At 62.8% G+C, this 20,597-nt stretch carries 21 protein-coding genes; 8 read left to right on the forward strand and 13 right to left on the reverse strand.

What is annotated here, in order from left to right; translation table 11 throughout:
- Positions 1-4: 4 nt before the first annotated feature.
- Both rsmD and NKH78_RS30175 read right to left on the reverse strand, forming a co-directional pair.
- A complete protein-coding gene (gene rsmD / locus NKH78_RS30170) occupies positions 5-559 on the reverse strand; it encodes a 16S rRNA (guanine(966)-N(2))-methyltransferase RsmD (protein WP_352884943.1) in 555 nt (184 codons plus the stop codon).
- The gene (locus tag NKH78_RS30175) at positions 540-2,462 is read right to left on the reverse strand and encodes a pseudouridine synthase (RefSeq protein WP_352739165.1); all 1,923 of its coding nucleotides are present in this window, start codon (positions 2,460-2,462) and stop codon (positions 540-542) included. The genes rsmD and NKH78_RS30175 overlap by 20 nt, the downstream gene beginning before the upstream one ends.
- Positions 2,463-2,538: 76 nt before the next feature.
- On the opposite strand from NKH78_RS30175, the gene NKH78_RS30180 reads away from it, so the two are divergent.
- Positions 2,539-2,991, forward strand: a complete 453-nt coding sequence (locus NKH78_RS30180; RefSeq protein ID WP_352739164.1) for a nucleoside deaminase — start codon at positions 2,539-2,541, stop codon at positions 2,989-2,991.
- A 71-nt stretch (positions 2,992-3,062) separates the two neighbouring features.
- Here NKH78_RS30180 and NKH78_RS30185 read toward each other — a convergent pair whose 3' ends face one another.
- Positions 3,063-3,743, reverse strand: coding sequence for a hypothetical protein (locus NKH78_RS30185; protein WP_352649680.1), 681 nt, complete (start codon positions 3,741-3,743; stop codon positions 3,063-3,065).
- Between the two features lie 195 nt (positions 3,744-3,938).
- Positions 3,939-6,929 carry an isoleucine--tRNA ligase gene (ileS, locus tag NKH78_RS30190; protein WP_352739162.1) on the reverse strand — a complete coding sequence of 997 codons (2,991 nt, stop codon included), beginning with the start codon at positions 6,927-6,929 and terminating at the stop codon, positions 3,939-3,941.
- A gap of 358 nt (positions 6,930-7,287) precedes the next feature.
- On the opposite strand from ileS, the gene NKH78_RS30195 reads away from it, so the two are divergent.
- Both NKH78_RS30195 and NKH78_RS30200 read left to right on the forward strand, forming a co-directional pair.
- On the forward strand, positions 7,288-7,662 hold the full coding sequence (locus NKH78_RS30195) for an Xre family toxin-antitoxin system antitoxin (protein WP_352479906.1): 375 nt from the start codon (positions 7,288-7,290) through the stop codon (positions 7,660-7,662).
- A gap of 2 nt (positions 7,663-7,664) precedes the next feature.
- Positions 7,665-8,099, forward strand: a complete 435-nt coding sequence (locus NKH78_RS30200; RefSeq protein WP_352479905.1) for an RES family NAD+ phosphorylase — start codon at positions 7,665-7,667, stop codon at positions 8,097-8,099.
- 16 nt (positions 8,100-8,115) lie between these two features.
- Here the strand turns inward: NKH78_RS30200 and NKH78_RS30205 are convergent, their stop codons facing one another.
- From NKH78_RS30205 to NKH78_RS30215, 3 genes are all read right to left on the reverse strand, one after another.
- Positions 8,116-8,922 (reverse strand): MipA/OmpV family protein, encoded by an 807-nt coding sequence (locus NKH78_RS30205; protein ID WP_502899876.1) that lies wholly within the window; start codon positions 8,920-8,922, stop codon positions 8,116-8,118.
- Positions 8,923-9,121: 199 nt separating this feature from the next.
- Positions 9,122-10,027: an alpha/beta hydrolase gene (locus NKH78_RS30210; RefSeq protein ID WP_352739160.1), complete on the reverse strand. Its 906-nt coding sequence runs from the start codon at positions 10,025-10,027 to the stop codon at positions 9,122-9,124.
- Positions 10,028-10,045: 18 nt separating this feature from the next.
- The gene (locus NKH78_RS30215; protein ID WP_352739158.1) at positions 10,046-10,297 is read right to left on the reverse strand and encodes a hypothetical protein; all 252 of its coding nucleotides are present in this window, start codon (positions 10,295-10,297) and stop codon (positions 10,046-10,048) included.
- Between the two features lie 80 nt (positions 10,298-10,377).
- Here NKH78_RS30215 and NKH78_RS30220 point away from each other — a divergent pair, with 80 nt between their 5' ends.
- On the forward strand, positions 10,378-10,932 hold the full coding sequence (locus tag NKH78_RS30220; protein WP_254817426.1) for an HdeD family acid-resistance protein: 555 nt from the start codon (positions 10,378-10,380) through the stop codon (positions 10,930-10,932).
- 141 nt (positions 10,933-11,073) lie between these two features.
- On the opposite strand, the gene NKH78_RS30225 is transcribed toward NKH78_RS30220, so the two are convergent.
- Both NKH78_RS30225 and NKH78_RS30230 read right to left on the reverse strand, forming a co-directional pair.
- On the reverse strand, positions 11,074-12,057 hold the full coding sequence (locus NKH78_RS30225; RefSeq protein WP_254817425.1) for a bifunctional riboflavin kinase/FAD synthetase: 984 nt from the start codon (positions 12,055-12,057) through the stop codon (positions 11,074-11,076).
- 9 nt (positions 12,058-12,066) lie between these two features.
- The gene (locus NKH78_RS30230; RefSeq protein WP_352739156.1) at positions 12,067-12,927 is read right to left on the reverse strand and encodes a TIGR01459 family HAD-type hydrolase; all 861 of its coding nucleotides are present in this window, start codon (positions 12,925-12,927) and stop codon (positions 12,067-12,069) included.
- Between the two features lie 230 nt (positions 12,928-13,157).
- Between NKH78_RS30230 and NKH78_RS30235 the strand changes: the two genes are divergently transcribed.
- Positions 13,158-13,790 (forward strand): LysE family translocator, encoded by a 633-nt coding sequence (locus NKH78_RS30235; protein ID WP_352479901.1) that lies wholly within the window; start codon positions 13,158-13,160, stop codon positions 13,788-13,790.
- Between the two features lie 6 nt (positions 13,791-13,796).
- On the opposite strand, the gene NKH78_RS30240 is transcribed toward NKH78_RS30235, so the two are convergent.
- Entirely contained in the window at positions 13,797-14,621 is an 825-nt protein-coding gene (locus tag NKH78_RS30240; protein ID WP_352649688.1) for a DUF2189 domain-containing protein, read from the reverse strand.
- A 141-nt stretch (positions 14,622-14,762) separates the two neighbouring features.
- Entirely contained in the window at positions 14,763-15,467 is a 705-nt protein-coding gene (locus NKH78_RS30245) for a glutathione S-transferase family protein (protein WP_352508893.1), read from the reverse strand.
- Positions 15,468-15,573: 106 nt separating this feature from the next.
- On the opposite strand from NKH78_RS30245, the gene NKH78_RS30250 reads away from it, so the two are divergent.
- Complete coding sequence (locus NKH78_RS30250; protein WP_352508892.1) at positions 15,574-15,939, forward strand: winged helix-turn-helix transcriptional regulator; 366 nt, start codon at positions 15,574-15,576, stop codon at positions 15,937-15,939.
- A 278-nt stretch (positions 15,940-16,217) separates the two neighbouring features.
- Here NKH78_RS30250 and NKH78_RS30255 read toward each other — a convergent pair whose 3' ends face one another.
- Complete coding sequence (locus tag NKH78_RS30255; RefSeq protein WP_352508891.1) at positions 16,218-16,667, reverse strand: SgcJ/EcaC family oxidoreductase; 450 nt, start codon at positions 16,665-16,667, stop codon at positions 16,218-16,220.
- Between the two features lie 62 nt (positions 16,668-16,729).
- On the opposite strand from NKH78_RS30255, the gene NKH78_RS30260 reads away from it, so the two are divergent.
- Both NKH78_RS30260 and NKH78_RS30265 read left to right on the forward strand, forming a co-directional pair.
- Positions 16,730-17,185, forward strand: a complete 456-nt coding sequence (locus tag NKH78_RS30260; protein ID WP_352508890.1) for a MarR family winged helix-turn-helix transcriptional regulator — start codon at positions 16,730-16,732, stop codon at positions 17,183-17,185.
- 126 nt (positions 17,186-17,311) lie between these two features.
- Positions 17,312-17,827 (forward strand): CAP domain-containing protein, encoded by a 516-nt coding sequence (locus NKH78_RS30265; protein WP_352741003.1) that lies wholly within the window; start codon positions 17,312-17,314, stop codon positions 17,825-17,827.
- 43 nt (positions 17,828-17,870) lie between these two features.
- Here NKH78_RS30265 and NKH78_RS30270 read toward each other — a convergent pair whose 3' ends face one another.
- A complete protein-coding gene (locus NKH78_RS30270; RefSeq protein WP_352741005.1) occupies positions 17,871-20,558 on the reverse strand; it encodes an EAL domain-containing protein in 2,688 nt (895 codons plus the stop codon).
- Positions 20,559-20,597: the final 39 nt, after the last annotated feature.

The following is a 20,597-nucleotide window of genomic DNA, read 5'->3' on the forward strand; positions in this document are numbered from 1 at the left end:
GAACTCAGGCGGCCTCGATGAACCGGATGACCGTCTCGCCATAGTTGCGCTCGTCGACAACCGAAAAGCCCGGCCCTGTCTCGAACGGCGCCGCCGTCGCTTCCTCGACGATGCAGAGCGCGCCGGGGGCGAGCCAGCCGCCGGCCTTGGCCGAGCGCAAGGCACGTTCGCCAAGGCCTTTGCCATAGGGCGGATCGGCAAAGACCAGGCCGAATGCGGCGATGGTGCCCGCCTCGCCCAAGCCCGTCGCGTCGCGGCGGAATATCTTGGTGCGGCCGGTGAGGCCGAAGGCCTCGACATTGGTGCGGATCACGCCGCGCCCTTCGGCGGATTCCTCGATGAAGACAGCGTAGGAGGCGCCGCGCGACAGCGCTTCGAGGCCGAGCGCACCGGTGCCGGCGAACAGGTCGAGGACCCGCGCGCCGACCAGTCTTTCGGGAAAGCGATGCGCCAGCACGTTGAAGACCGCCTCACGCGTGCGGTCGGTGGTCGGGCGGATGGCAAAGGTGCGGGGCGTCGCCAGCGGACGCCCGCGAAACTCACCGCCGACGATCCGCATTGCTTCCCTTCGGGCCGCCGCGCGGCCGGTCGCCACCGCCATCCTGACGCTCGCCGCGTGGCTTGCCGAACGGCTTTGCGCCGCCGCCTTGCGGCTTGCCGCCGGGCTTGCTGTAAGACGGCTTGAACGAGGCCTTGCGCGCCTTGTTTTCTGCCGCCTTGGCGGCGTCTGCCTCCGCCCTGCCCTTGCCGATCGGCCGTGCGCCCGGCGCCATCCAGACATTGGCCTTGCGCTGGCCCGGCGGCTCGATCGGCCGCTGCTCGCGTTCGGACTTCTTCCCACCGAAGCCGCCACGCGGCTTGTCGCCACGGGGTTTGTCCCCGAAGTCGCTGCGTTCAGGTCTGGGGCCACGCTCGCCAAAGCTCTTTTTCGGCCCAAAGCTCCTGTCGGGGCTTGTCGACAGCTTGCCGAGCGCTTCGTCGCGGCTGCCTTCGCGACGCTTGCGGTTCTTGATCAGGCCGCCCTCGCCGATCGGCCGGCGTTCGCCGTCGCGGGTGAATTTCGGCCGCTCGGGCTCCTCCTCCCGCTCACGCCTGACCGGCTTGTTGGAAAACGGCTTGGCGATATCGGCGTCGAAATTGGCGCCGGACTCTTCGACCAGACGCTCGCCGAGTTGGTCGCGCAGCACGCGGCCCTTGATCTCCAGCACATGGCCTTCCGGCAAATCATCGAGCTGGAACGGCCCGTAGGAAATGCGGATCAGCCGCGTCACGTCGAGACCGAGCGAGCCCAGGATATTCCTGACCTCGCGGTTCTTGCCTTCGCGCAGGCCGAGTGTCAGCCAGGCGTTCGAGCCCTGCTCGCGGTCGAGCGTCGCTTCGATGGCGCCATAAAAGATGCCGTCGACGGCAAGGCCTTCGCGCAGGCCAGCAAGCGCGCTTTCCTCGACTTTGCCGTGGACGCGCACGCGGTAGCGCCTGAGCCAGCCGGTGGCCGGCAGTTCGAGGACGCGCGACAGGCCGCCATCATTGGTGAGCAGCAGGAGGCCTTCGGTGTTGATGTCGAGCCGGCCGATGGTCATCAGCCGCGGCAGCCCGGGGGGCAGCACATCGAAGACGGTCTTGCGGCCTTCGGGATCGCGGTTGGTGGTGACCACGCCGGCCGGTTTGTGGAACAGGAACAGCCTGGTGCGCTCGATCGGCGGGATCTCCATGCCGTCGAGATGGATGATGTCGCCGGGCATCACGTTGAAGGCCGGCGAGGACAACACCTTGCCATTGACCTTGACGCGACCGGCCGCAATCAGTTCCTCGGCGTCGCGGCGCGAGGCCAGGCCGGCACGCGCCAGCCGCTTGGCAATGCGTTCGCCGGCTTCTTCCGTTACCTCGACGCGACGCGGGCGCGGCCTGAAGCCGCCGTCCGACGCCGCCCGTGCCGTTTGTGCACCTTGCGGCCGATCGCCGCCAAAATCACGCTTAGGACGATCGCCGAAGTCACGCTTGGGACGGTCGAAGCGCCTTTCACCGTGCTCGCCTTCGGCAGCGGCCGGCCGGTCGCCGCGCGGTGCGTACGGCTTGCGTGGGCCCTCGCGCTGTTCATAAGGCTTGCCTTCCGGACGCGGCCCTTTGCTGAACGGCCGGTCGCCGCCCTTGAAGTCGCGCTTCGGCGGTTCGCCTTCAGCCGCCGCTGGCCGGTCGCCGCGCGGTGCGTACGGCTTGCGTGGACCCTCGCGCTGTTCATAAGGCTTGCCTTCCGGACGCGGCCCTTTGCTGAATGGCCGGTCGCCTTTGAAGTCGTGCTTCGGCCGTTCGCCTTCGGCCGCCGGCCGATCGCCGCGCGGAGTGTAGGTTCTTTTGGCGCCGAAGGACGGCTTGCCGCCCTTGCCGGGAGCGCTATCGCGACCGCGCGGCCCTGCCGGCTTCGGGCCGGCCTTGCGCGGGAATTTCTTATTTTTGTCGTCCATGTGGCCTTTGCTCGTTTGCGCGGGTAGTAACAGGATCGCGCTCTAGTGGCGAGGAGATAATCGGAATGGAAACCGCGTGAGGCGGCAGGATTTCATGGCGCTGGCGCTGAAAGAAGCCGAAGCCGCCGCCCAGCGTGGCGAGGTGCCGGTTGGCGCGGTCGTCGTCGGCGGCGATACGGTCGTTGCGAGTGCCGGCAACCGCACCCGCGAGTTCGCCGATCCCACCGCTCATGCCGAGATGCTGGCGATCCGCGAAGCCTGCCGCAAGCTTTCCAGCGAGCGGCTCAGCGGCCACGATCTCTATGTGACGCTGGAGCCGTGCGCCATGTGCGCCGGCGCCATCTCCTTCGCCAGGCTGCGCCGGCTCTATTTCGGCGCTGCCGACGAGAAGGGCGGCGCAGTGGTCAACGGCGTTCGCTTCTTCACGTCACCGACCTGCCACCATGTGCCCGACATCTATCCGGGCATGGCCGAGAACGCTGCAGCAGTGCTGCTGAAAGACTTTTTTCGCGAGCGACGCGGACCCTGATTTTCTGGTCCGGCAGACGGTCCAAATCCAAGTCAGCCAATCCAGGCAAGAACGTCTCTGGCGCTGTCAGGCTACCAGGGCAGCCAGTCGAACATGCCGCCGCTCTTGCTCTTGGCGGCCGCCTCCTTCTTGAGGCGGCGTTCCTTCTTGTACTCATCCTCGCCGAGGTCATCCACCGGCGCGGTGGGGGCGGCGGCGCGGTATTGCACCGGCGGCTCGCTCAGATATCTGCGGGTGGTCGGGTCGCCCTGTTTGCCTTCAGCCAGACGGCGCTTGACTTCCGCGGCGCGGCCCTTGTCCGAATCCGCTGGAGTCCAGGCCGGCGGATGGCTCGAAGCCGACTGCGCCATCGCGGCCTTGACGGCCACCGGGTCGGTCTGCACGTCATCGACAATCTGCGCCTGGTAGGCCGGGTCGTCCTGATGCAGGGTGGCATCGGCGCGCAGGCGGGCACGGCGCTGCTCCGGCGATTCGGGCCATTCAGCACTTGCCGTTTCGATGCTTTCCTGGGGCGGCGGCAAGACTTCCTTCTGCCCCGGCCCTGGCTTCACCAGCGTGGGGCGCGGCTTGTAGTCGATGTTGTTCTTGCGCTTGGGTGCGAAGGAAAAAGCCCCCGTGAGGTCGTCGGCAAGCTGCGAGGCAGCAGGCTTGTCGGTCCCATAAGTGGGCGAGCCCATGCAGCCGGACAAGGCAAGGCCCGATACGACAAGCGGCGCCAGCAGCGCAACGCGCGCGTAAGTTCTCTCGGTCATGCCAAAAAGTCCCACTGTAGACAGCCTCTCGATTGCCGCCGGCCAAAGAAAGGTCCGGTCCCCGTCGCCTATGCTCTTCCGACGGAATTCCGGCGACAATTTGTCGTCCGGAGTTTCGCGTGTTTACCTCAACCACTCGTTAAGGGCAACGCGCCGGGGCCGATCGGCCGCCCGCCGTGGCATTTGTGCACCGCCTTAGAGGCGGCTCAAAGCCTTGAGTTCATGCAGGACAGCGGCGTCACGGGCCGAAACATCCGGGAATTCCGGATCTGAGCCGACATCGGCGGTGTAGCGCCAGGAGCGCGCGCACTTCACCAGGCCACGGTCCTCCGCCTTCTCGACGACCACGGCGACGCCCTTGATGTCGTCGAGGGTAAAGCTGCCCGCCGACGCCTTGCCGTGCACGATTACCAGATCGCTGGTGATCGCCATCTCGGCCATATCGACATCGGCGATCGACGCTTCGAGCGCGGGATCGTCGAGGGTGACGACCGGCACCGCTTCCAGCGAAGAGCCGATGACCTTCTGCGCGCGGGCGATTTCCAGCGCGCCGGTGACGACACGGCGGACCTGCCGCACCTTGCGCCACTTCTCCGCCAGCGCCTCGTCCTTCCAGTCCGCCGGGATTTTCGGGAACTGGTCGAGATGCACGGAGACCGCATCCGGATGACGGTCGAGCCAAGCCTCTTCCATAGTGAAGGGCAGCATCGGCGCCAGCCATTTCACCAGGCAGTCGAAGAGATGGCGCACCACCTGCACGGAAGCCTTGCGCTTCACGCTGGAATGCGCTTCGCAGTAAAGCGCGTCCTTGCGGATGTCGAAATAGAAGGCCGATAGCTCGACCACCATGAAGTCGAGCAGCGCGCGGGTGATGCGCTTGAATTCGAACGCGTCGTAGCCCGAGCGTACGACTTCATCGAGTTCGGCGAGCCGGTGCAGCATCAGCCGCTCCAGCTCCGGCATCTTGTCCAGCGGCACCTCCTCGCCGTCGTCATGGGCGAGTGTGCCCAGCATCCAGCGGATGGTGTTGCGCAGCTTGCGGTAGGCGTCGATATTGGTCTGCAGCACGTTCTTGCCGAGCCGCTGGTCTTCCCAATAATCGGTCGTCACCACCCACAGCCGCAAGATGTCGGCGCCGGACTGCTTGATGACGTCCTGCGGCACGACGGTGTTGCCGAGCGACTTCGACATTTTCCGCCCCTCCTCATCCATGGTGAAGCCATGGGTGACGACGGTGTCATAGGGCGCCCTGCCCCTGGTGCCGCAGCTTTCGAGCAGCGAGGAGTGGAACCAGCCACGATGCTGATCGGAGCCTTCGAGATAGAGGTCGGCCGGCCATTTCAGGTCGGGCCGGTCCTCAAGCGTGAAGGCATGCGTCGAGCCTGAATCGAACCAGACATCGAGGATGTCCATGACCTGCTGCCATTTCGAGGCATCGTGATTGCCGAGGAACCGCTCCTTGGCGCCGGCGGCGAACCAGGCGTCGGCGCCTTCTTTCTCGAAGGCGTCCATGATGCGCTGGTTGACTGCCTCGTCGCGCAGCACGTTGCCGTCGGCATCGGCAAAGACGGCGATCGGCACGCCCCAGGCGCGCTGGCGCGACAGCACCCAGTCGGGGCGCTCCTCGATCATCGCGCGGATGCGGTTCTGGCCGGCGGCGGGCACGAAGCGGGTATCGTCGATGGCTTTCAGCGCGCGGCCGCGCAGCGTCGTGCCGTCGCCAAGCTCCTGGTCCATATAGACGAACCATTGGGGCGTGTTGCGGAAGATGATCGGCTTCTTCGAGCGCCAGGAATGCGGATAGGAGTGCTTCAGGCGGCCGCGCGCGAACAGCGCGTTGCGCTTGATCAGCTCGTCGATGACAGCCTGGTTGGCGTTGCCCTTCTTGCCATTGTCGTCGATGACGCGCGCCGCTCCACCCTCGCGGTGCGGGCCGAAGCCCGGCGCGTCCTTGGTGAAGAAGCCGGCATCGTCAACGGTGAAGGGGATCGCAGTGTCGATGCCGCGCTGGCGAAGGTCAGAGGCGGCATCCATCCAGGCGTCAAAGTCTTCGCGGCCGTGTCCCGGCGCGGTGTGGACGAATCCGGTGCCGGCATCGTCGGTGACATGATCGCCGGCGAGCATGGGCACGGGAAAATCGTAGCCGCCACCCAGACTTTTGAGGGGATGCGAAAGCGTAAGATTTTCAAGCTCTTCGGCGCCAACGTTGCGAAGCCGATTCAGGGTGACCTTGGCCTTCGCGGCAGCGTCGTCTGCAAGTTTCTCGGCAAAGATCAGCTTTTCGCCGGGCTGGGGACCAAAGGCGTTCTCGGCCGCCGTAACCTCATAGAGACCATAGTTGATGCGCGGCGAGTAATTGACGGCGCGGTTGCCGGGGATTGTCCACGGCGTCGTCGTCCAGATGACGACGCTGGCATCAAGCAGATCGAGCGACGTCTGCGTCAGCTTGGGATCCAGGGCTGGCTGTCCATCCTCGATGTTGATGACCTGGCGAGCGAGGCTGACGACCGGAAACTTCGCCCAGATCGTGTCCGACTCATAGTCCTGGTATTCGACCTCCGCCTCGGCCAGCGCGGTGCGTTCGACGACGCTCCACATCACCGGCTTGGAGCCGCGATAGAGCTGGCCGGACATGGCGAATTTCAGCAGCTCGCCGGCGATGCGCGCCTCGGCGTGGAAAGCCATCGTCGTATAGGGATTGTCGAAGTCGCCGACGACGCCGAGGCGCTGGAATTCGGAACCCTGCACCTTGATCCAGTGCGCCGCAAACTCACGGCATTCCTGCCGGAACTCGTTAACCGGCACCTCGTCCTTGTTCTTGCCCTTGGCGCGGTACTGCTCCTCGATCTTCCATTCAATCGGCAGGCCGTGGCAATCCCAACCGGGTACATAGTTCGAGTCATAGCCGCGCATCTGAAACGAGCGGGTGATGACGTCCTTGAGGATCTTGTTCAGCGCGTGGCCGATATGGATGTTGCCATTGGCGTAAGGCGGGCCGTCGTGCAGCACGTATTTTTCGCGGCCGGCTGCGTCTTCGCGCAGCTTGCGGTAAAGGTCCATGTCCTGCCAGCGCTTGACCAGCAGCGGTTCCTTTTCCGGCAAACCGGCGCGCATCGGGAAATCCGTCTGCGGCAGGTAGAGCGTTTTGGAATAGTCGATCGTCTCGGCGGTCTCGGTATCAGTCATTCGTCTGCCATATGCGTTGCCGGCGGCAAAAGAGCCGGGCGTTGAAGTTCTTCGCTTTGACGCATATCGTCTTCCCAAAACCGGACCCACTTTTGGGCGATATGCGTTGATGATCTGGAAAAAGCGCGAGAGGCCGCGCGCAAGATTCCCGGCGGCCCCGGCGGCGGTCAAGCCGCCCGGAACACCGGGCCTGTAATTCGTATCGCAGTCGCGAGAAGGCGCGAAAAGCTCGTCATGGCTGGGCTTTTAACCGAGACAGGCGATATTGAAAAGCCCGAACTCTGATGCTTCCTTGCGTTAGGTGCCAATTGCGCATACATTTGTAGGCAAATGGCCTGCAGTGCCAAGGAAACAATTCATGTCGGTCGCAGCAAGGGCAATTCGCGCAACACGCGACTTTTCCGTCCCTACGGACAAGATCGATCATCTGCGCAGTCTGGGTTTCAGTAGCGAAGAACTCTATCGTATCGTTGCCCCCCGCCGCACGCTGGCGCGTCGCAAGGAACATGCCGAGCCGCTTTCGCCAGCTGAATCCGACCGCGCCCTGCGCCTTGAACGCATCGCCGAGCAGGCGGATCGGGTATTCGGTAGCCATGAGAAAGCCCAGCGTTGGCTGAGAAGCGAGATCATAGCATTGGATGGTGCAAGGCCGATCGATCTCCTTGAGACAGAGACCGGCGCCCACGTCGTTTCCGAAGAGCTTATCCGTATCGACTTTGGCATGCTTGCCTGACGATGCGCATCTGGCGCATCTCCAGTTTCGCGGATCTCTCGGGTCGTGGCGGAACGCTCGTTGATGGAAGATGGAACAGGCGCGGAATGCCCATCGTCTATTGCACCGACCACCCTTCGACGGCACTGCTGGAGATACTGGTGCATGCGACGCGCGAAACCGTTCCGGAAACCTACCAGCTTATCGAAATCGACGTTCCGGACGGAATAGAAATGACCGAACCGGTTATCCAGGACGGCTGGGACAAGGACATGGAATCGACCCGGCGACAGGGCACGGACTTTCTCTCGGCCAATCGTTACGCGCTCATGAAAATTCCTTCGATCATAATGCGCAAGGCAAACAACTATCTGCTCAACCCGACCCATGACGATGCGTCACGCATTACGATTGCGGGCCTATACCATTATCCGTTCGACAGCCGTTTGATCAAATGAGCCGACGCCCGCCCGCTCACATCGAGAAATCGAAGCGGTAGGTTGTCGACACGCCGATCGTGAACTGGTTGCGATCGCCGCGCTCCTTGACCAGGCTGGAATCGCCGGCCGGGCCCATCAGGCGGGAATATTCGCCGAACAGACTGGCCGTCATCGGCTCGGTCACCTTCCAGGTCACCGCGCCGCCCAGGCCCGCCGACTTCACCCCGCCACCGGGATGATATTCGCTGAGCCCCGAGGCCAGGGACTCCTCGGCATCAACGCCGTAATAGGCGTCGAAATAGTCCGATGAGGCGAATGAAACGCGCGGCCCGCCCGAAATCCTGACATCGGGCGTCACATCGTAAAAGGCGTCGGCGGCGATGTCGGCGACAAAGCCGTTATGGGCGCGAATGCCATGCCGCAATTCGGCGCGGGCACGCAGCCAATCCAAAGGATAGAATTCGAAGAAGCCGCCAGCCTCGCCGCCCCAGCGCACCGGGCCGAGGCCCTTCAACTCGTCGGCGTCACCACCGTCGCGGGAAAACAGGAACTTGCCTGTCAGGCCGGTTCGGATGCCGCCATCGTCGATCAATGCCAACGAGATATTGTCGTTGCGCGAGGTGAAGCGCGCCGCGGGACCAGCCTTGCCGAGCGAGATGATCGGCGAGGCGCTGAGCAGGTACTTTTTGCCGCCTTCGAAATTCGGGGCAACCATGCCGGTGGCGCCGACCGTCAGGTACCAGTCTCCGGACATCCAGCCGAAGGTGCCCTCGCCTGCCTTGGCAACGCCGCAGGTGCCGAGCATGAATGCGGCCAAGACCGTCGGGACAGACCGCATCATTACTCCATATGTCGAACGCGTTGACCAACACTATCAGCCTTTATCCAAGCCATGGCGCCAGTTCGGTAAAATTTGACTTAATGTCCGTAACGTTGGCGGCATTGGCCGGGCTGTTTTCCGCATTGCAGCGAATTGTACTGGCGCACCAAGATTCCAGATCAAGACGTTTGGAATGCGCCAGCAGCTGCCTCGGCAGGGGTTATAAATATTCGCGGGCAAACATGCCCGCGCTGTGAAGAGCGCGCCGACCGGCACCCAGCCCCGCATTCCAAACCGGCCAAGCGTGAATCATATGCGGCCAAATTTCGAGACGTACTTTGACGTCAGCCGCGCCAGCGGCTTCCGCGAGCCGAGTTGCGTCCGACAACAGCGTCTCGGCCGAACCGACTTGTATAAGCATTGGGGGAAATCCGCTCAGATCGGCGAACAAAGGCGAGATCAGCGGATCGCGCCGATCAACGCCATTGGGAACATAGGCGGTTGCCAGTTCCCCCAAATACGCCCGGTGGATGATAGGGTCGATTGCGTCCTTTGTTGATAGTGTCGCGCCGGACATCGAAAGGTCCGTCCAGGGCGAACACAGCCAAAGACATCGCGGCAACCGCTCGCCTGCCGTGCGCAATATACTGACCAGGCACAGGGTGAGGTTGCCGCCCGCACTGTCTCCCCCAACCACGGTGCGATCCGGCGCAATGCCCTGCCGCCTCAGAAAGCGCCATGCGGTGAGTGCGTCTTCATGTTGCGCAGGGAAAGGATGTTCCGGCGCGCGTCGATAGGCGATCGCGAGGGTGCGCATTCCCATTGCCCGGCCTGCCTCGGTCACCATTCGACGATGACTTTTAAGAGAGCCGGAGCAGTAGCCGCCACCGTGGAAAAAGAGCAGAATCTTATCCTTGTCACTGCCAGGCGCCAGGGACCACTCTCCCTCGAGGCCATCGAAAACCGCATGCTCGCATCGGATGTCCTCCGCGACCGGCCAGACCGAACCGACTTCGTCGAGCCGTGCCCGGCGTTCGTCCCAGCGGACCGTTCGTGGTTTTGACGTCAACAGCCTGCGGACGGCGTTGATCTCCAGCAGATCGCGGTGTTCGTCCATATCGCTCATTTTGCTTCCCCAGCCTCATCAAGCGTAGAAAACGGTATACAGCAGCAGCCGCACGTCATCGATAAAGGGGCCAATGCCAGCGCTGGCAATTTTTCGTTTCACTTGCGCCATGGCGAATACACGGGACGACGGGGGTCGCCCGTAAACCCGCTTGTCATCTTTTAGCGCTGGCCCACCCCTGCACACGATCGAATATTCCATCTGGTATTTGGCCGCTTCGGATAAAAAGCGAAGGTTGGCAAGCGGATCGCTCGGGAGTGTGGCGCTCACACCCTGCTCGCTGGACGGGCAAGGCGATCGGCGCTACCTTTCGGAACAAAGAAGCTAGGCAACCTTGACGGAGAAGGGCAATGACCGTGCACAGCGATGCCATGAAAGACGCCATTGGCCAGACGCGGGCGAAGTGGGGATGGTTCGTCGCGCTCGGGGTGCTGCTGCTCATCTTCGGCGGCATTGCTTTCGGCAATCTGTTCATCGCAACCGTCGCCTCGGTTTATGTCGTCGGCTGGCTGATGCTGATGGCCGGCATTGTCGAGATCATCCATGCCTTCGGCGTGAAGACATGGGGCCGCTTCTTCTATTGGCTGCTCAGCGGGCTTCTCTACGCCGTCGCCGGGTTCTTCGCCTTCTACAATCCACTGCTGGCCTCGGCGGTGCTGACATTCCTCCTGGCGGTCGCGCTGCTTGCCTCAGGCGTGCTCAGGGCCTGGGTCGGCTACAGCCACCGGCCGCAGCCGGGCTGGGGCTGGGTGGTCACGGCCGGCGTCATCAGCGCGCTGGCGGGACTGGTCATCGCCATGGGTTGGCCGTTCAACAGCGTGTGGGTGCTCGGCCTGTTCCTAGCCGTCGACCTGATTTTCCAAGGCTGGACCTTCATTGCCGTCGGCCTGGCGCTGAAGAGATAAATTGTGATCGACATGGCGGATTGCAGGACGCCGACAGGTAATGCTCGTCGTTCATTTCTATCGCATACCTTCGAGATTGGCTGAAATCCCCAGCTTCGTCATCCCAGGGCGAAGCGACGCGGACGACGACGGCGCGGGTTGTCAAAACGCGATCGCGCGGTCCAGCCCGGAAAGCGGCCTGACGCCGGCGAGCAGTGCCTTCGCCTCGGCCTCGTCACGCTTCATCTGGGCGACCAGCGCGTCAAGCCCGTCGAACTTCACCTCCGAGCGCAGGTAGCCGAAGAAGGACACGGCACAAATCTCGCCATAGAGGTCGCCGGAAAAGTCGAAGACGAAGGTCTCCAGCAATGGCGCGCCATTGTCGTCGACCGTCGGCCGGCGGCCGAAGCTGGCGACGCCATCATGAAGGGAACCGTCGGCGCGGCGGAAGCGGACGGCATAAATCCCTTCCTTGAGGGTGGCTTCCGGCGAAAGCCTCATGTTTGCGGTCGGAAAGCCGAGTGTCCGGCCGAGCTGCTGGCCGCCGATCACCTCCGCCTCGACGGTGAAACGGTAGCCGAGCAAGCCGGCGGCCTCGGCCACATTGCCCTCGCACAGCAGCGTGCGTATGCGGCTCGACGACACCACCTCGGCGCTTTCGTCGCGAAACGCATCCACCAGCGTGACGCCGAAGCCGTGGCGCTCGCCGGCAGCCATCAGATAGGCCGGACCGCCCTGGCGGTCCTTGCCGAAATGGAAATCGAAGCCGGTGACGGCGTGGCTTATGCCGAGGTTGCGCTCGAGCACGCCGGTGACGAAAGCCTCCGCCGACAAGGAGGCGAACTCGCGTGTGAACGGCTGCTCGACCAGCGCCGCAAAGCCCAGATGCGACAAAAGCCGCGCCTTCATCGGCGGCGGCGTCAGCACGAACAACGGCATGTCCGGCCTGAAAACCTTTCGCGGATGCGGTACGAAGGTCAGCACCAGGGCGGGTACGCCGCGACGCTCCGCTTCGGCGCGCGCGCGTTCGAGCACCGCCTGGTGGCCGCGGTGGACGCCGTCGAAATTGCCGATAGCCACCACGCCGCCGCGCAGATGGGCCGGCAGCGGTGCGGTTGCGGAAATGCGTTCGAACATTGCCGTCATGGCTTGAACCTATTGCAGTCTGGGAATCACCGCGACCGGCCTGTAGCCGTATTTTTCCAGAAAGGCCGCGAGCCTGGCCGGATCCGGCTGCAGCGTCTCACCGTAATCGCGGCCATGGATGCCGCCCGATACGTAGAGCACGTCGAAGCCATTGTCGGCCGCGCCCTTGATGTCGGTCATCATGCCGTCGCCGATGGCCAGAACTTGCGAACGCTCGACCGGGCGGCCGAGAATGACGGCGACCTCCTTCATGGCGACGTCATAGACCGGCGCGTACGGCTTGCCGGCGATCAGCGTGCGTCCGCCAAGCTGTGCGTATTCGCGGGCCAAAGCGCCTGCGCACCAGATCATCCGTTCGCCGCGCTCGACGACGATGTCGGGATTGGCGCAGATGAAGGGCAGGTTCCTGGCACGCAGCCGCCGCAGAAGATCGGCATAATCTTCCGGCTTCTCCACCTCGTCGTCGAACAGGCCGGTGCAGACCACGCCGGATGCTTCGAACTCCTCGACGAGCTCGACGTCGAGGCCCTCATAGAGCGTGAAATCCCGATCGGCGCCTATATGGAAGATCTTTCGCGGCCCTTCGGCGATCAGATCGCGGGTAACGTCGCCGGACGTTACGACACGGTCGTAGGCAGCGGGAGGAACGCCGATGGCGTTCATCTGCGCCACCACGTCGGCGCTGCGGCGCGGCGAATTGGTGATCAGCACGACAGGTATTCTCGCCGCGCGAGCAGCGATCAGCGCGGCAGCCGCCGCCGGGAAATGCCATTCGCCATTATGCACCACGCCCCAGACGTCGCACAGTATGGCTGAATAGGCTCCCGACAAGTCTGCGAGCGAACCGATGATGTCGGGCGAATCCGCCATGCCGTTGTCCCTGTACCATGATGCTTGCAAGCGCCGCGACCGACGGTCCGTAGCGGCCGGCCCGGATTAACCGAAGCGCTTCGCCCTGTCACCAGCTTTCATTGTGTCCGCAAGATTGTCGTCCGGGAACTAAGGCAGGAGGCCCGGCGCACTGGCGCAAAGGCTCCTGCCCTCATGCCCTTGCGGATGATGGAAGCATGTGGTGAGTGTTCCCATCCGGAGATGCGCTCTTGCCTGAACCCGCCAACCACCTTGCCTTCGCGCTGGTCTGCCTCGGCATGGTGCTGACGCCCGGCCCGAACATGATCTATCTGATCTCGCGCTCGCTGTCGCAGGGGCCGAAGGCCGGGCTGATCTCGCTGGGCGGCGTGGCGCTCGGTTTCTTGTTCTATGTGCTGTCGGCGGCGTTCGGCATCACCGCGCTGCTGCTCGCCGTACCCTTTGCCTATGATGTGCTGCGCCTTGCCGGCGCGCTCTATTTGCTGTGGCTCGCCTGGCAAGCGGTGAAGCCCGGCGGGCGCTCGCCCTTCCATATCCGCGAACTGCCGAAAGACAGGCCGCGCAAGCTGTTCGCGATGGGCCTGATGACCAACCTGCTCAACCCGAAGGTGGCAGTGCTCTATCTGTCGCTGCTGCCGCAATTCATCAGCCCCGGCAAGGGCCACGTGCTGTCGCAGCTTCTAGTGCTCGGTGCCACGCAGGTCGCGATCAGCCTGACCGTCAATGCCATCATCGCGGTGACGGCCGGCTCGATCGCGGTTTTCCTCGCCGGGCGGCCCTTATGGATGGTGATCCAGCGCTGGATGATGGGTACGGTGCTGACCGCGCTGGCCGTCAAGATGGCAACCGACGCGCAACGCTGATCGGTCCTACATTGGCCGCCTGACCTGCTCCGCCCGCTCCGGTTCGACCACCCTGCGATAAAGATGCCAGGTCGCGTGGCCAAGGATGGGCATGACGACGGCAAGCCCGGCAAATAGCGGGATCGAGCCGATGACCAGGAGCACGGCGACCATCAGGCCCCACAGCGCCATCTGCAGCGGGTTTGTCAGGACGGCGCGCGCCGACGTCTCGACTGCCGAGACCGCGCCGACATCGCGGTCCAGCAGCAGCGGAAAGGCGACGACGGTCGTCGCCAGCACGATCGCTGCGAAGGCGAACCCGGCCAGGTTGCCGAGCAGGATCAGCGTCCAGCCCTTGCTGGTCGTCAGCACCTCACGAATAAAGCCGGCAATAGAGGCCGGAGGCTGATTGCCGTACAGGCTGGTGTAGATCGACTGCGCGGTGAACAGCCAGAGCAGGAACAGTACCAGCAGCATGATACCGATGACTGCAATCGCGGGGAGCGCCGGCGAGTGGCGCACGTCGAGCGCATGCCACCAGGATGTATCCATGCCGAATTCGCGCCGGCGGCTGATTTCGTAAAGGCCGATAGCCGCGAACGGACCGACCAAAGCGAAGCCGGACATCAGCGGATAGATGAGCTGGATGGCGTTCGAGCCCGAGGTCCACTGCGTCAGGATCAGGCCGACCACCGGATAGATCAGGCACAGGAACACATAATGCGACGGCTTGGCCCAGAAATCCTCGACGCCGAGACGGAGCGCATCGATCAGATCCTCGGTGCTGATGCGGCGCACCGTGGGCTGCACATGCATTCCACGTGCATCAGCCATGACATGAAAGCCGGCCATAACCTTTCTCCCGTGTGTCGGGGCGGTCACCGCCAGGATGGCCGCCCGCAGCTGCCACTTCAAGAGCGTCGACATGATAGCCGATCTGGGGGTGCTTGTCGCCAGCGCCCGGCGCCAAGGCGCCGGGCGCTGAGCGAACAGTTACGCCGCGAAGCGATCGATCACCTCGGCCAGCGGCAAGTGACCGAAGCAAGCGCCTGACCCGGCGAGCTTTTCGCCAGCCTCGACAGCGAGCGCGTATTGCACGGCCGGATCGGCTTCGATGCGGCGGCGTAGCGCCGCCAACTTTGGGTAAGCGGCGCCGTCGACCGCCTGGTGGAATTCCGCCCAGCGCGCCACGCCGATCAACGTGGTGTCGGCAAGCGTCAGCCGCTCGCCGATCAGGAAATCCGTGTCGAGGATCATCGCCTCAAGCTGGTTATGGCGGTTGGTAACGACCTTGCGGCCGAAATCACGTAAAGTCGCCAGCAGCACCGGTTCGGCCGACTCCATTTCATATGCCGCCCAGAGCGGGGTGAAGGCGGCGGTGAAGCCGGTGTTTATGAAGGCGACCAGCTGGTGCATCCGGTCGGCCTCCGGCGAGCGAGGATCGAAGCTGATACGGCGTTGCGTATCGCGGGCTTCGAGCCAGGCGGCAATCGCCATGGTCTCGGTGAGTACCCTGCCCTCGTCCGTGATCAACACCGGCGTTTCCTGACGGCCGTTGATGCTGGCATAGGCCTCGTTCTTCATCTCAGTGAGCATGTCGACACGACACAGGCGATAGGGTTGTCCGAGGCGTTCAAAAGCAGCGACAAGCCCCATCGAACTTCCCAGCGGGAAGCCGTAAAGGAGAATAGGTTCCATTTCTTTGTCTCTTCCATGTTAGGGGTCACGCTGCGCAGCGAAACTTGACCCTAAACGCTGGTCGCCCCATGTAAATTAGGCACTATTCTGTAACCAGGTCCCCGCCATGAAAGATGTCGTCTCACGCTGCCCGATCGAGGAGACCATGCGTGTGCTCAGCGGTCGATGGCCCACCTTGCTGCTCTATTATCTCAAGGATGGTACCAAGCGCTTCAGCGATTTGAGGCGTGACAACCCGGCAGTGTCGCACCGCATCCTGGCGCTGGAACTGCGCAAGCTGGAGGAAGCCGGGATCGTGCGGCGAACGGCGCATGTCGGCTATCCGCTACACGTGGATTACGACCTCACGGAGCCCGGCCTCAAGCTTGTGCCGCTTATCGACGCCCTGGGCGACTGGTGGGAACATACCGAAGACGATCGGGCCGGCCGGGTTTCATCGACGCCGGAAACCAAACTCGTGGCGGCGGAATAGCCGACCGGCGATCACCGCGCCGCAAAGAACTGCCGGCGAGAGCCCAGCGCGCGCCAAGCCGTTCATACATTAGATCCCGCAAGACCAAGCGACCGGCTTATATGGCGCGCCATTGTGGCCGGCCAAACCGGGCAAGGCGCGGGCCATCCAGCACCAACTCCTGTAGCATGGCTCGCCAATCCCGATTCACCTGACCCGCCGTTCGATCTCATTGCCCGATCAGATCGGCTGACCATGCTGGATGGCTGTCGCTTTCGACTCTGACGTGAATGAAGAGCCTACTTATCCTCTTGAAGTTTCTCCTGAGACTTTGCCATTTGATCGTCTCCAAGTTCCATATTGTGCATCGTTGCAATCAACCATTCATCGTGATCCCGCGTCGCCACTACGCTGATTAATCCGAGCCGACGCGGCCATTCGTTTCCCATCGGATCGAGTGCGCCAGTCATGGACCACCGCAGGTCGAGCGTGGCAACATCAGGGCGAACAAGCCTGTTCCGCACGCTTTCCGCGGATAGGTGGCTGTGCTTGAACATCTTCTCAAAAATTGGGGCATGGAACTGCTCGATCTTGTCACGTCCAGTCGCCTGCATACCGAAGACGTTTGTAAATTCGGCATCTGCCGCGAATACGGCGGCAAAGGCGCGAGCATCGTGACGATTCCAAGCTTCGATCAGCCTGTGCGCGACACTTTCCACCCCTTCAGTTCGGACGTTGCCGGCAGCCATGCTGACCTCCTGTCATATAGTTCGGTTGCCATACTATATGGGCACCATATAAGTTTGGAAAGATGGATAATCCGCCATACACGCAGTCTCTGCTTCTCTATGCTTATCAATCGTCGGCGAGCGCTTTGGTCCAGGTTCTCCGGGAGAGCGGCCATTCGGCAATCAAGCCCAAACACGGCGCTTTATTCGCCAACATCGACGCGGAGGGAACCCGACCCAGCGTCCTCGCAGAGCGTGCGGGCATTGGCAAAGCATCGATGGGTGAGTTGATCGATGAACTGGAGCGCCTCGGTTATGTTCGGCGCTCGCATGATCCGAACGACCGACGGGCCAAATTAATCGTTGCAACTGACGCGGCGCTTGCGGTGATCCGGACCGTCCACGATTTCAATCAGCGTCTCGAAGACCAATACCGGAGGCTGCTTGGTGCTCAGGCGTACGAATCGCTCCGGTCGTCACTGCAAGCGATATCCCCCAGAGAAAATTTGCAACCGAGGATACCTCGCCAGCGCTCGTGAAGCCGCAGAGATGGGGCAAAAGAAACTGTCTGTCCGTGCCTGACTGGTATCGAGCCGGAAACCATCATCACGCATTTTCACCGCCCCGCCCGGCAAAAGCCATGATCGCGCTTATGTCAGGCGGGCATGACCGTTACGAAAATCGAAAATTATGGGGCCCAACCAAGCCTAAGCAGGCGCGTGCTGCTCAGAGCTGCCGGCCTTGGCGCCCTTGCCGGGCTCGTCGCCTGCGCCACCGTGCTGCCCACCGGCGAAGGCGCCGGTGTCTCTGCCTCCGCCGCTGGCACGCTGGCCGGCATCCGCGCTTCGGCGGGTCTCGGGCCGCTTGTCCCCGATTTGCAGCTCGAGCAGGCAGCGCTGCAGCAGGCCGGCTATATGGCGCGCGGCGGCCGAATGAACCACACCACCGGCTGGGGCAAGGACTTTGCCTCGCGCGTCAAAGATAATGGCATTGCCGGCGCTGCCGCCGAAAACATCGCCGAAGGCCGCTTCGACCAGCAGAAGCTGTTCGATATCTGGGTGCATTCGCCAGGCCACCGCCGCAACCTGCTCGACCCGCGCTTCACCCGCTTCGGTCTCGCCTATGTGCGCGACGGCCGCGACAGCACGCTTCGCTACTGGTGCCTTGTGCTCGGCAGATAACTTCCGCCATTTGGTCGGCGGAAGCCTGCTGGCGACCGATCCGTCAGCCTTTGCGGCCGCCGCCGAGCAATTCCTCGATGTCCTGCGCGCAAACCGGCCTGCTGAAATGATAGCCCTGCATTTCGTCGCAATTGTTCCTGCGCAGGAAAGCGACCTGATCATCTGTCTCAACGCCCTCGGCGATGACCCTCAGGTTGAGATTTTGCCCCAATGAAATCACCGCGCTGGCCACAGCCTGATCGTTCTCGTCGGCGGCGAGATCCTTGATGAAGGACTTGTCGATCTTCAGCCGCGCCACGGGAAAGGTCTTGAGAGCGCTGAGGCTGGAATAGCCGGTGCCGAAATCATCGATCGAGATCTGGACACCCAGGCTTTGCAGGGCGTTCATGGTGGCGACCGCCAGCTCGATATCCTGCATGATAAGGCTCTCGGTCACCTCCAGCTCGAGATACCTAGCCTCCAGGCGGCTGTCCTTCAGCGCGCTGACGATGCGATCGATCAGGTTGCGCTCCCTGAATTGCCGCGCCGACACATTCACGCAAACGGTCAAGGGCGGCAGTCCAGCGTCTTGCCAGGCTCTGTTCTGCCGGCACGCCTCATGCAGAACCCAGTCGCCGATCGGTACGATCAGACCTGTCTCCTCGGCGGTCGGGATGAACATCGTCGGCATTACCGTGCCAAGCGTTGGATGGTTCCAGCGTATCAGCGCCTCGACCGCAAAAATCCGACCTGACCGAAGGTCCACCTGCGGCTGGTAGAGCAGCGTGAATTCCGAACGCGCCAAGGCGTTTCGCAACTCTTCCTGAAGCACGAATTTTTCATGCGCCCTGGTGTTGAACTCGGGAGCGTAAAACTGGAAATTGTCGCGGCCGAACTCCTTGGCGCGATACATGGCCGCATCGGCATTTGCCAGCAGCGTATCGGGATCCGTTCCATCCTTGGGATAATTGGCAATGCCGATGCTGGCCGTCGCCCGCACCAGATGTGCTCCGAGCCGAACCGGCTCGGCGAGTGCAGCCCTGAGCTTTTGCAACGTCTCGGAAACGAGATCAACGTTCGCCGGCTGGTCGAACAGCACGATGACAAATTCGTCACCGCCAAGCCGCACGACGGTATCGGTCGCCCTTACGCAGTCGACCATGCGGCTAGCGACGGTCTTCAGAAGCTCGTCGCCGGCATTGTGACCGAGCGTGTCGTTAACGAATTTGAAATTGTCCAGATCGATGAACACCACCGTCACCCAGCGATCGTATCGCTGGGCGTACAAGACCGCCTGTGAGAGCCGGTCCTCCAACAAGGCGCGATTGGGAAGCCCGGTCAGCACGTCATGGTTGGCCATGAAGTGGATCCGGTCTTCGGCCTGTTTGCGTTCGATGGCGATCCCGGCGATGCGCGTGGTGAAATCGATGAGGCGAGTCTCGGCCTCGGTCGGTTCGCGCACCGTCATCGAATACATCGCAAAGACGCCAAGCACGGCGCCCTGATGCGACAGGATCGGGGTCGACCAGCATGAACGCAAACCGTGCGGCCGCGCGAGTTCGCGATAATCCTGCCAAAGCGGATCGTGCATAATGTCAGCGACGATCACCGGCTCGCGCCGATAGACTGCGGTTCCGCAAGACCCTGCTCCGGGGCCGACCGCGGCGCCGTCGACGGCGTCGCTGTAGTCTCTCGCCAGGCTGGGGGCGGCGGCGTGACGCAAGTGGCTGCCATCCTTGTCGAGCAGCAAGACCGAACCGAATATCCCCGCCAGTTGGGATTCGACCAGACGCATGAGCCGCTCGAGCACATCTTCGAGGGGAGCGCTCTTTGCGATCATCTCGAGGATATGCGCCTGCCCGTCGCGCAGGATTTCGGCCTGCTTGCGCGCAGTGATGTCGCGGGCAATGCCGACGAGGCCGAAAATGTTGTTTTGAACGTTGCGCAACGGCAGTTTCGTCGACAGGAACCATTTGCCGGTGCCTGACGCATCGACGACGAACTCCTCCTCGTCGATCATCGGCTGTCCGTCGCGCATCAGTTGCTGCTCGATATGGCGAAACTTCTGCGCAAGTTCCGGCGCATGAAGGTCGAAGTCGCTCAGACCGATCATGTCGCTCGTACTGTCCCGACCGCTATCGGACGCAATGGCTCGGTTCGCGACGACGAAGCGGCTCTCGGTGTCCTTCACCCACATGTAGTCAGGCACCAGGTCGATCAGCATCTGCAAGGAGATACGCTCGTCAACGACCAAGCGATTGGCGCTGAGCTCGCTGATGTCCTCGTGCGTGGCCACCCAGCCGCCGTCAGGCATCGGCTGATGGCAGACCTGAATTGTCCGGCCATCGGCGAGCTCGGCTGTCCAGTTCCCCGAAGCCGTGCCCGAATTGACTGCCCGGGCCAACCCCAGATAGGCGTCCGCATTCATTGCCGAGGTCCCGACAGCGACGCGCCGCTCGACGATTTCGTGCAGCGCCACACCCGGCTGCAATTGCTCCGGTGCAAGACGATAGATTTCCGCGTAGCGTCGGTTGCACAGGATCAGCCGTTCATCGGCGTCAAAGAAACAGATGCCTTGCGAGATGTTCTCTATCGCGGTCTGGAACCGCAATGCCTGGTCCTGAAGTGCCGCAATCGTGGCACGAAGTTCGCGCTCGAGGACTTCGTACGAGGTAGTCGCCAGTTTTGCCAGCGTCGTCAGATTGGCGGACTCGGGCGCTGCGGCGATTTGCCTGGATGATTTCGTGGCCAAACACAATTCCTCCCGCTGATGCTTGAGGCAAGCAGTGGA

This window comes from Mesorhizobium sp. M0910, assembly GCF_040319465.1.
GTDB lineage: Bacteria > Pseudomonadota > Alphaproteobacteria > Rhizobiales > Rhizobiaceae > Mesorhizobium.

Bases quoted from the DNA above. Each gene is read 5' to 3' on its own strand.
- NKH78_RS30230 (WP_352739156.1), bottom strand. From the start codon at position 12,927: ATGGCGGATTCGCCCGACATCATCGGTTCGCTCGCAGACTTGTCGGGA.
- NKH78_RS30205 (WP_502899876.1), bottom strand. From the start codon at position 8,922: ATGATGCGGTCTGTCCCGACGGTCTTGGCCGCATTCATGCTCGGCACC.
- NKH78_RS30200 (WP_352479905.1), top strand. From the start codon at position 7,665: ATGCGCATCTGGCGCATCTCCAGTTTCGCGGATCTCTCGGGTCGTGGC.
- NKH78_RS30185 (WP_352649680.1), bottom strand. From the start codon at position 3,743: ATGACCGAGAGAACTTACGCGCGCGTTGCGCTGCTGGCGCCGCTTGTC.
- NKH78_RS30220 (WP_254817426.1), top strand. From the start codon at position 10,378: ATGACCGTGCACAGCGATGCCATGAAAGACGCCATTGGCCAGACGCGG.
- NKH78_RS30225 (WP_254817425.1), bottom strand. From the start codon at position 12,057: ATGACGGCAATGTTCGAACGCATTTCCGCAACCGCACCGCTGCCGGCC.
- NKH78_RS30250 (WP_352508892.1), top strand. From the start codon at position 15,574: ATGAAAGATGTCGTCTCACGCTGCCCGATCGAGGAGACCATGCGTGTG.
- NKH78_RS30175 (WP_352739165.1), bottom strand. From the start codon at position 2,462: ATGGACGACAAAAATAAGAAATTCCCGCGCAAGGCCGGCCCGAAGCCG.
- NKH78_RS30240 (WP_352649688.1), bottom strand. From the start codon at position 14,621: ATGGCCGGCTTTCATGTCATGGCTGATGCACGTGGAATGCATGTGCAG.
- NKH78_RS30195 (WP_352479906.1), top strand. From the start codon at position 7,288: ATGTCGGTCGCAGCAAGGGCAATTCGCGCAACACGCGACTTTTCCGTC.
- NKH78_RS30265 (WP_352741003.1), top strand. From the start codon at position 17,312: ATGACCGTTACGAAAATCGAAAATTATGGGGCCCAACCAAGCCTAAGC.
- NKH78_RS30255 (WP_352508891.1), bottom strand. From the start codon at position 16,667: ATGGCTGCCGGCAACGTCCGAACTGAAGGGGTGGAAAGTGTCGCGCAC.
- rsmD (WP_352884943.1), bottom strand. From the start codon at position 559: ATGCGGATCGTCGGCGGTGAGTTTCGCGGGCGTCCGCTGGCGACGCCC.
- NKH78_RS30260 (WP_352508890.1), top strand. From the start codon at position 16,730: ATGGATAATCCGCCATACACGCAGTCTCTGCTTCTCTATGCTTATCAA.
- NKH78_RS30245 (WP_352508893.1), bottom strand. From the start codon at position 15,467: ATGGAACCTATTCTCCTTTACGGCTTCCCGCTGGGAAGTTCGATGGGG.
- NKH78_RS30210 (WP_352739160.1), bottom strand. From the start codon at position 10,027: ATGAGCGATATGGACGAACACCGCGATCTGCTGGAGATCAACGCCGTC.
- ileS (WP_352739162.1), bottom strand. From the start codon at position 6,929: ATGACTGATACCGAGACCGCCGAGACGATCGACTATTCCAAAACGCTC.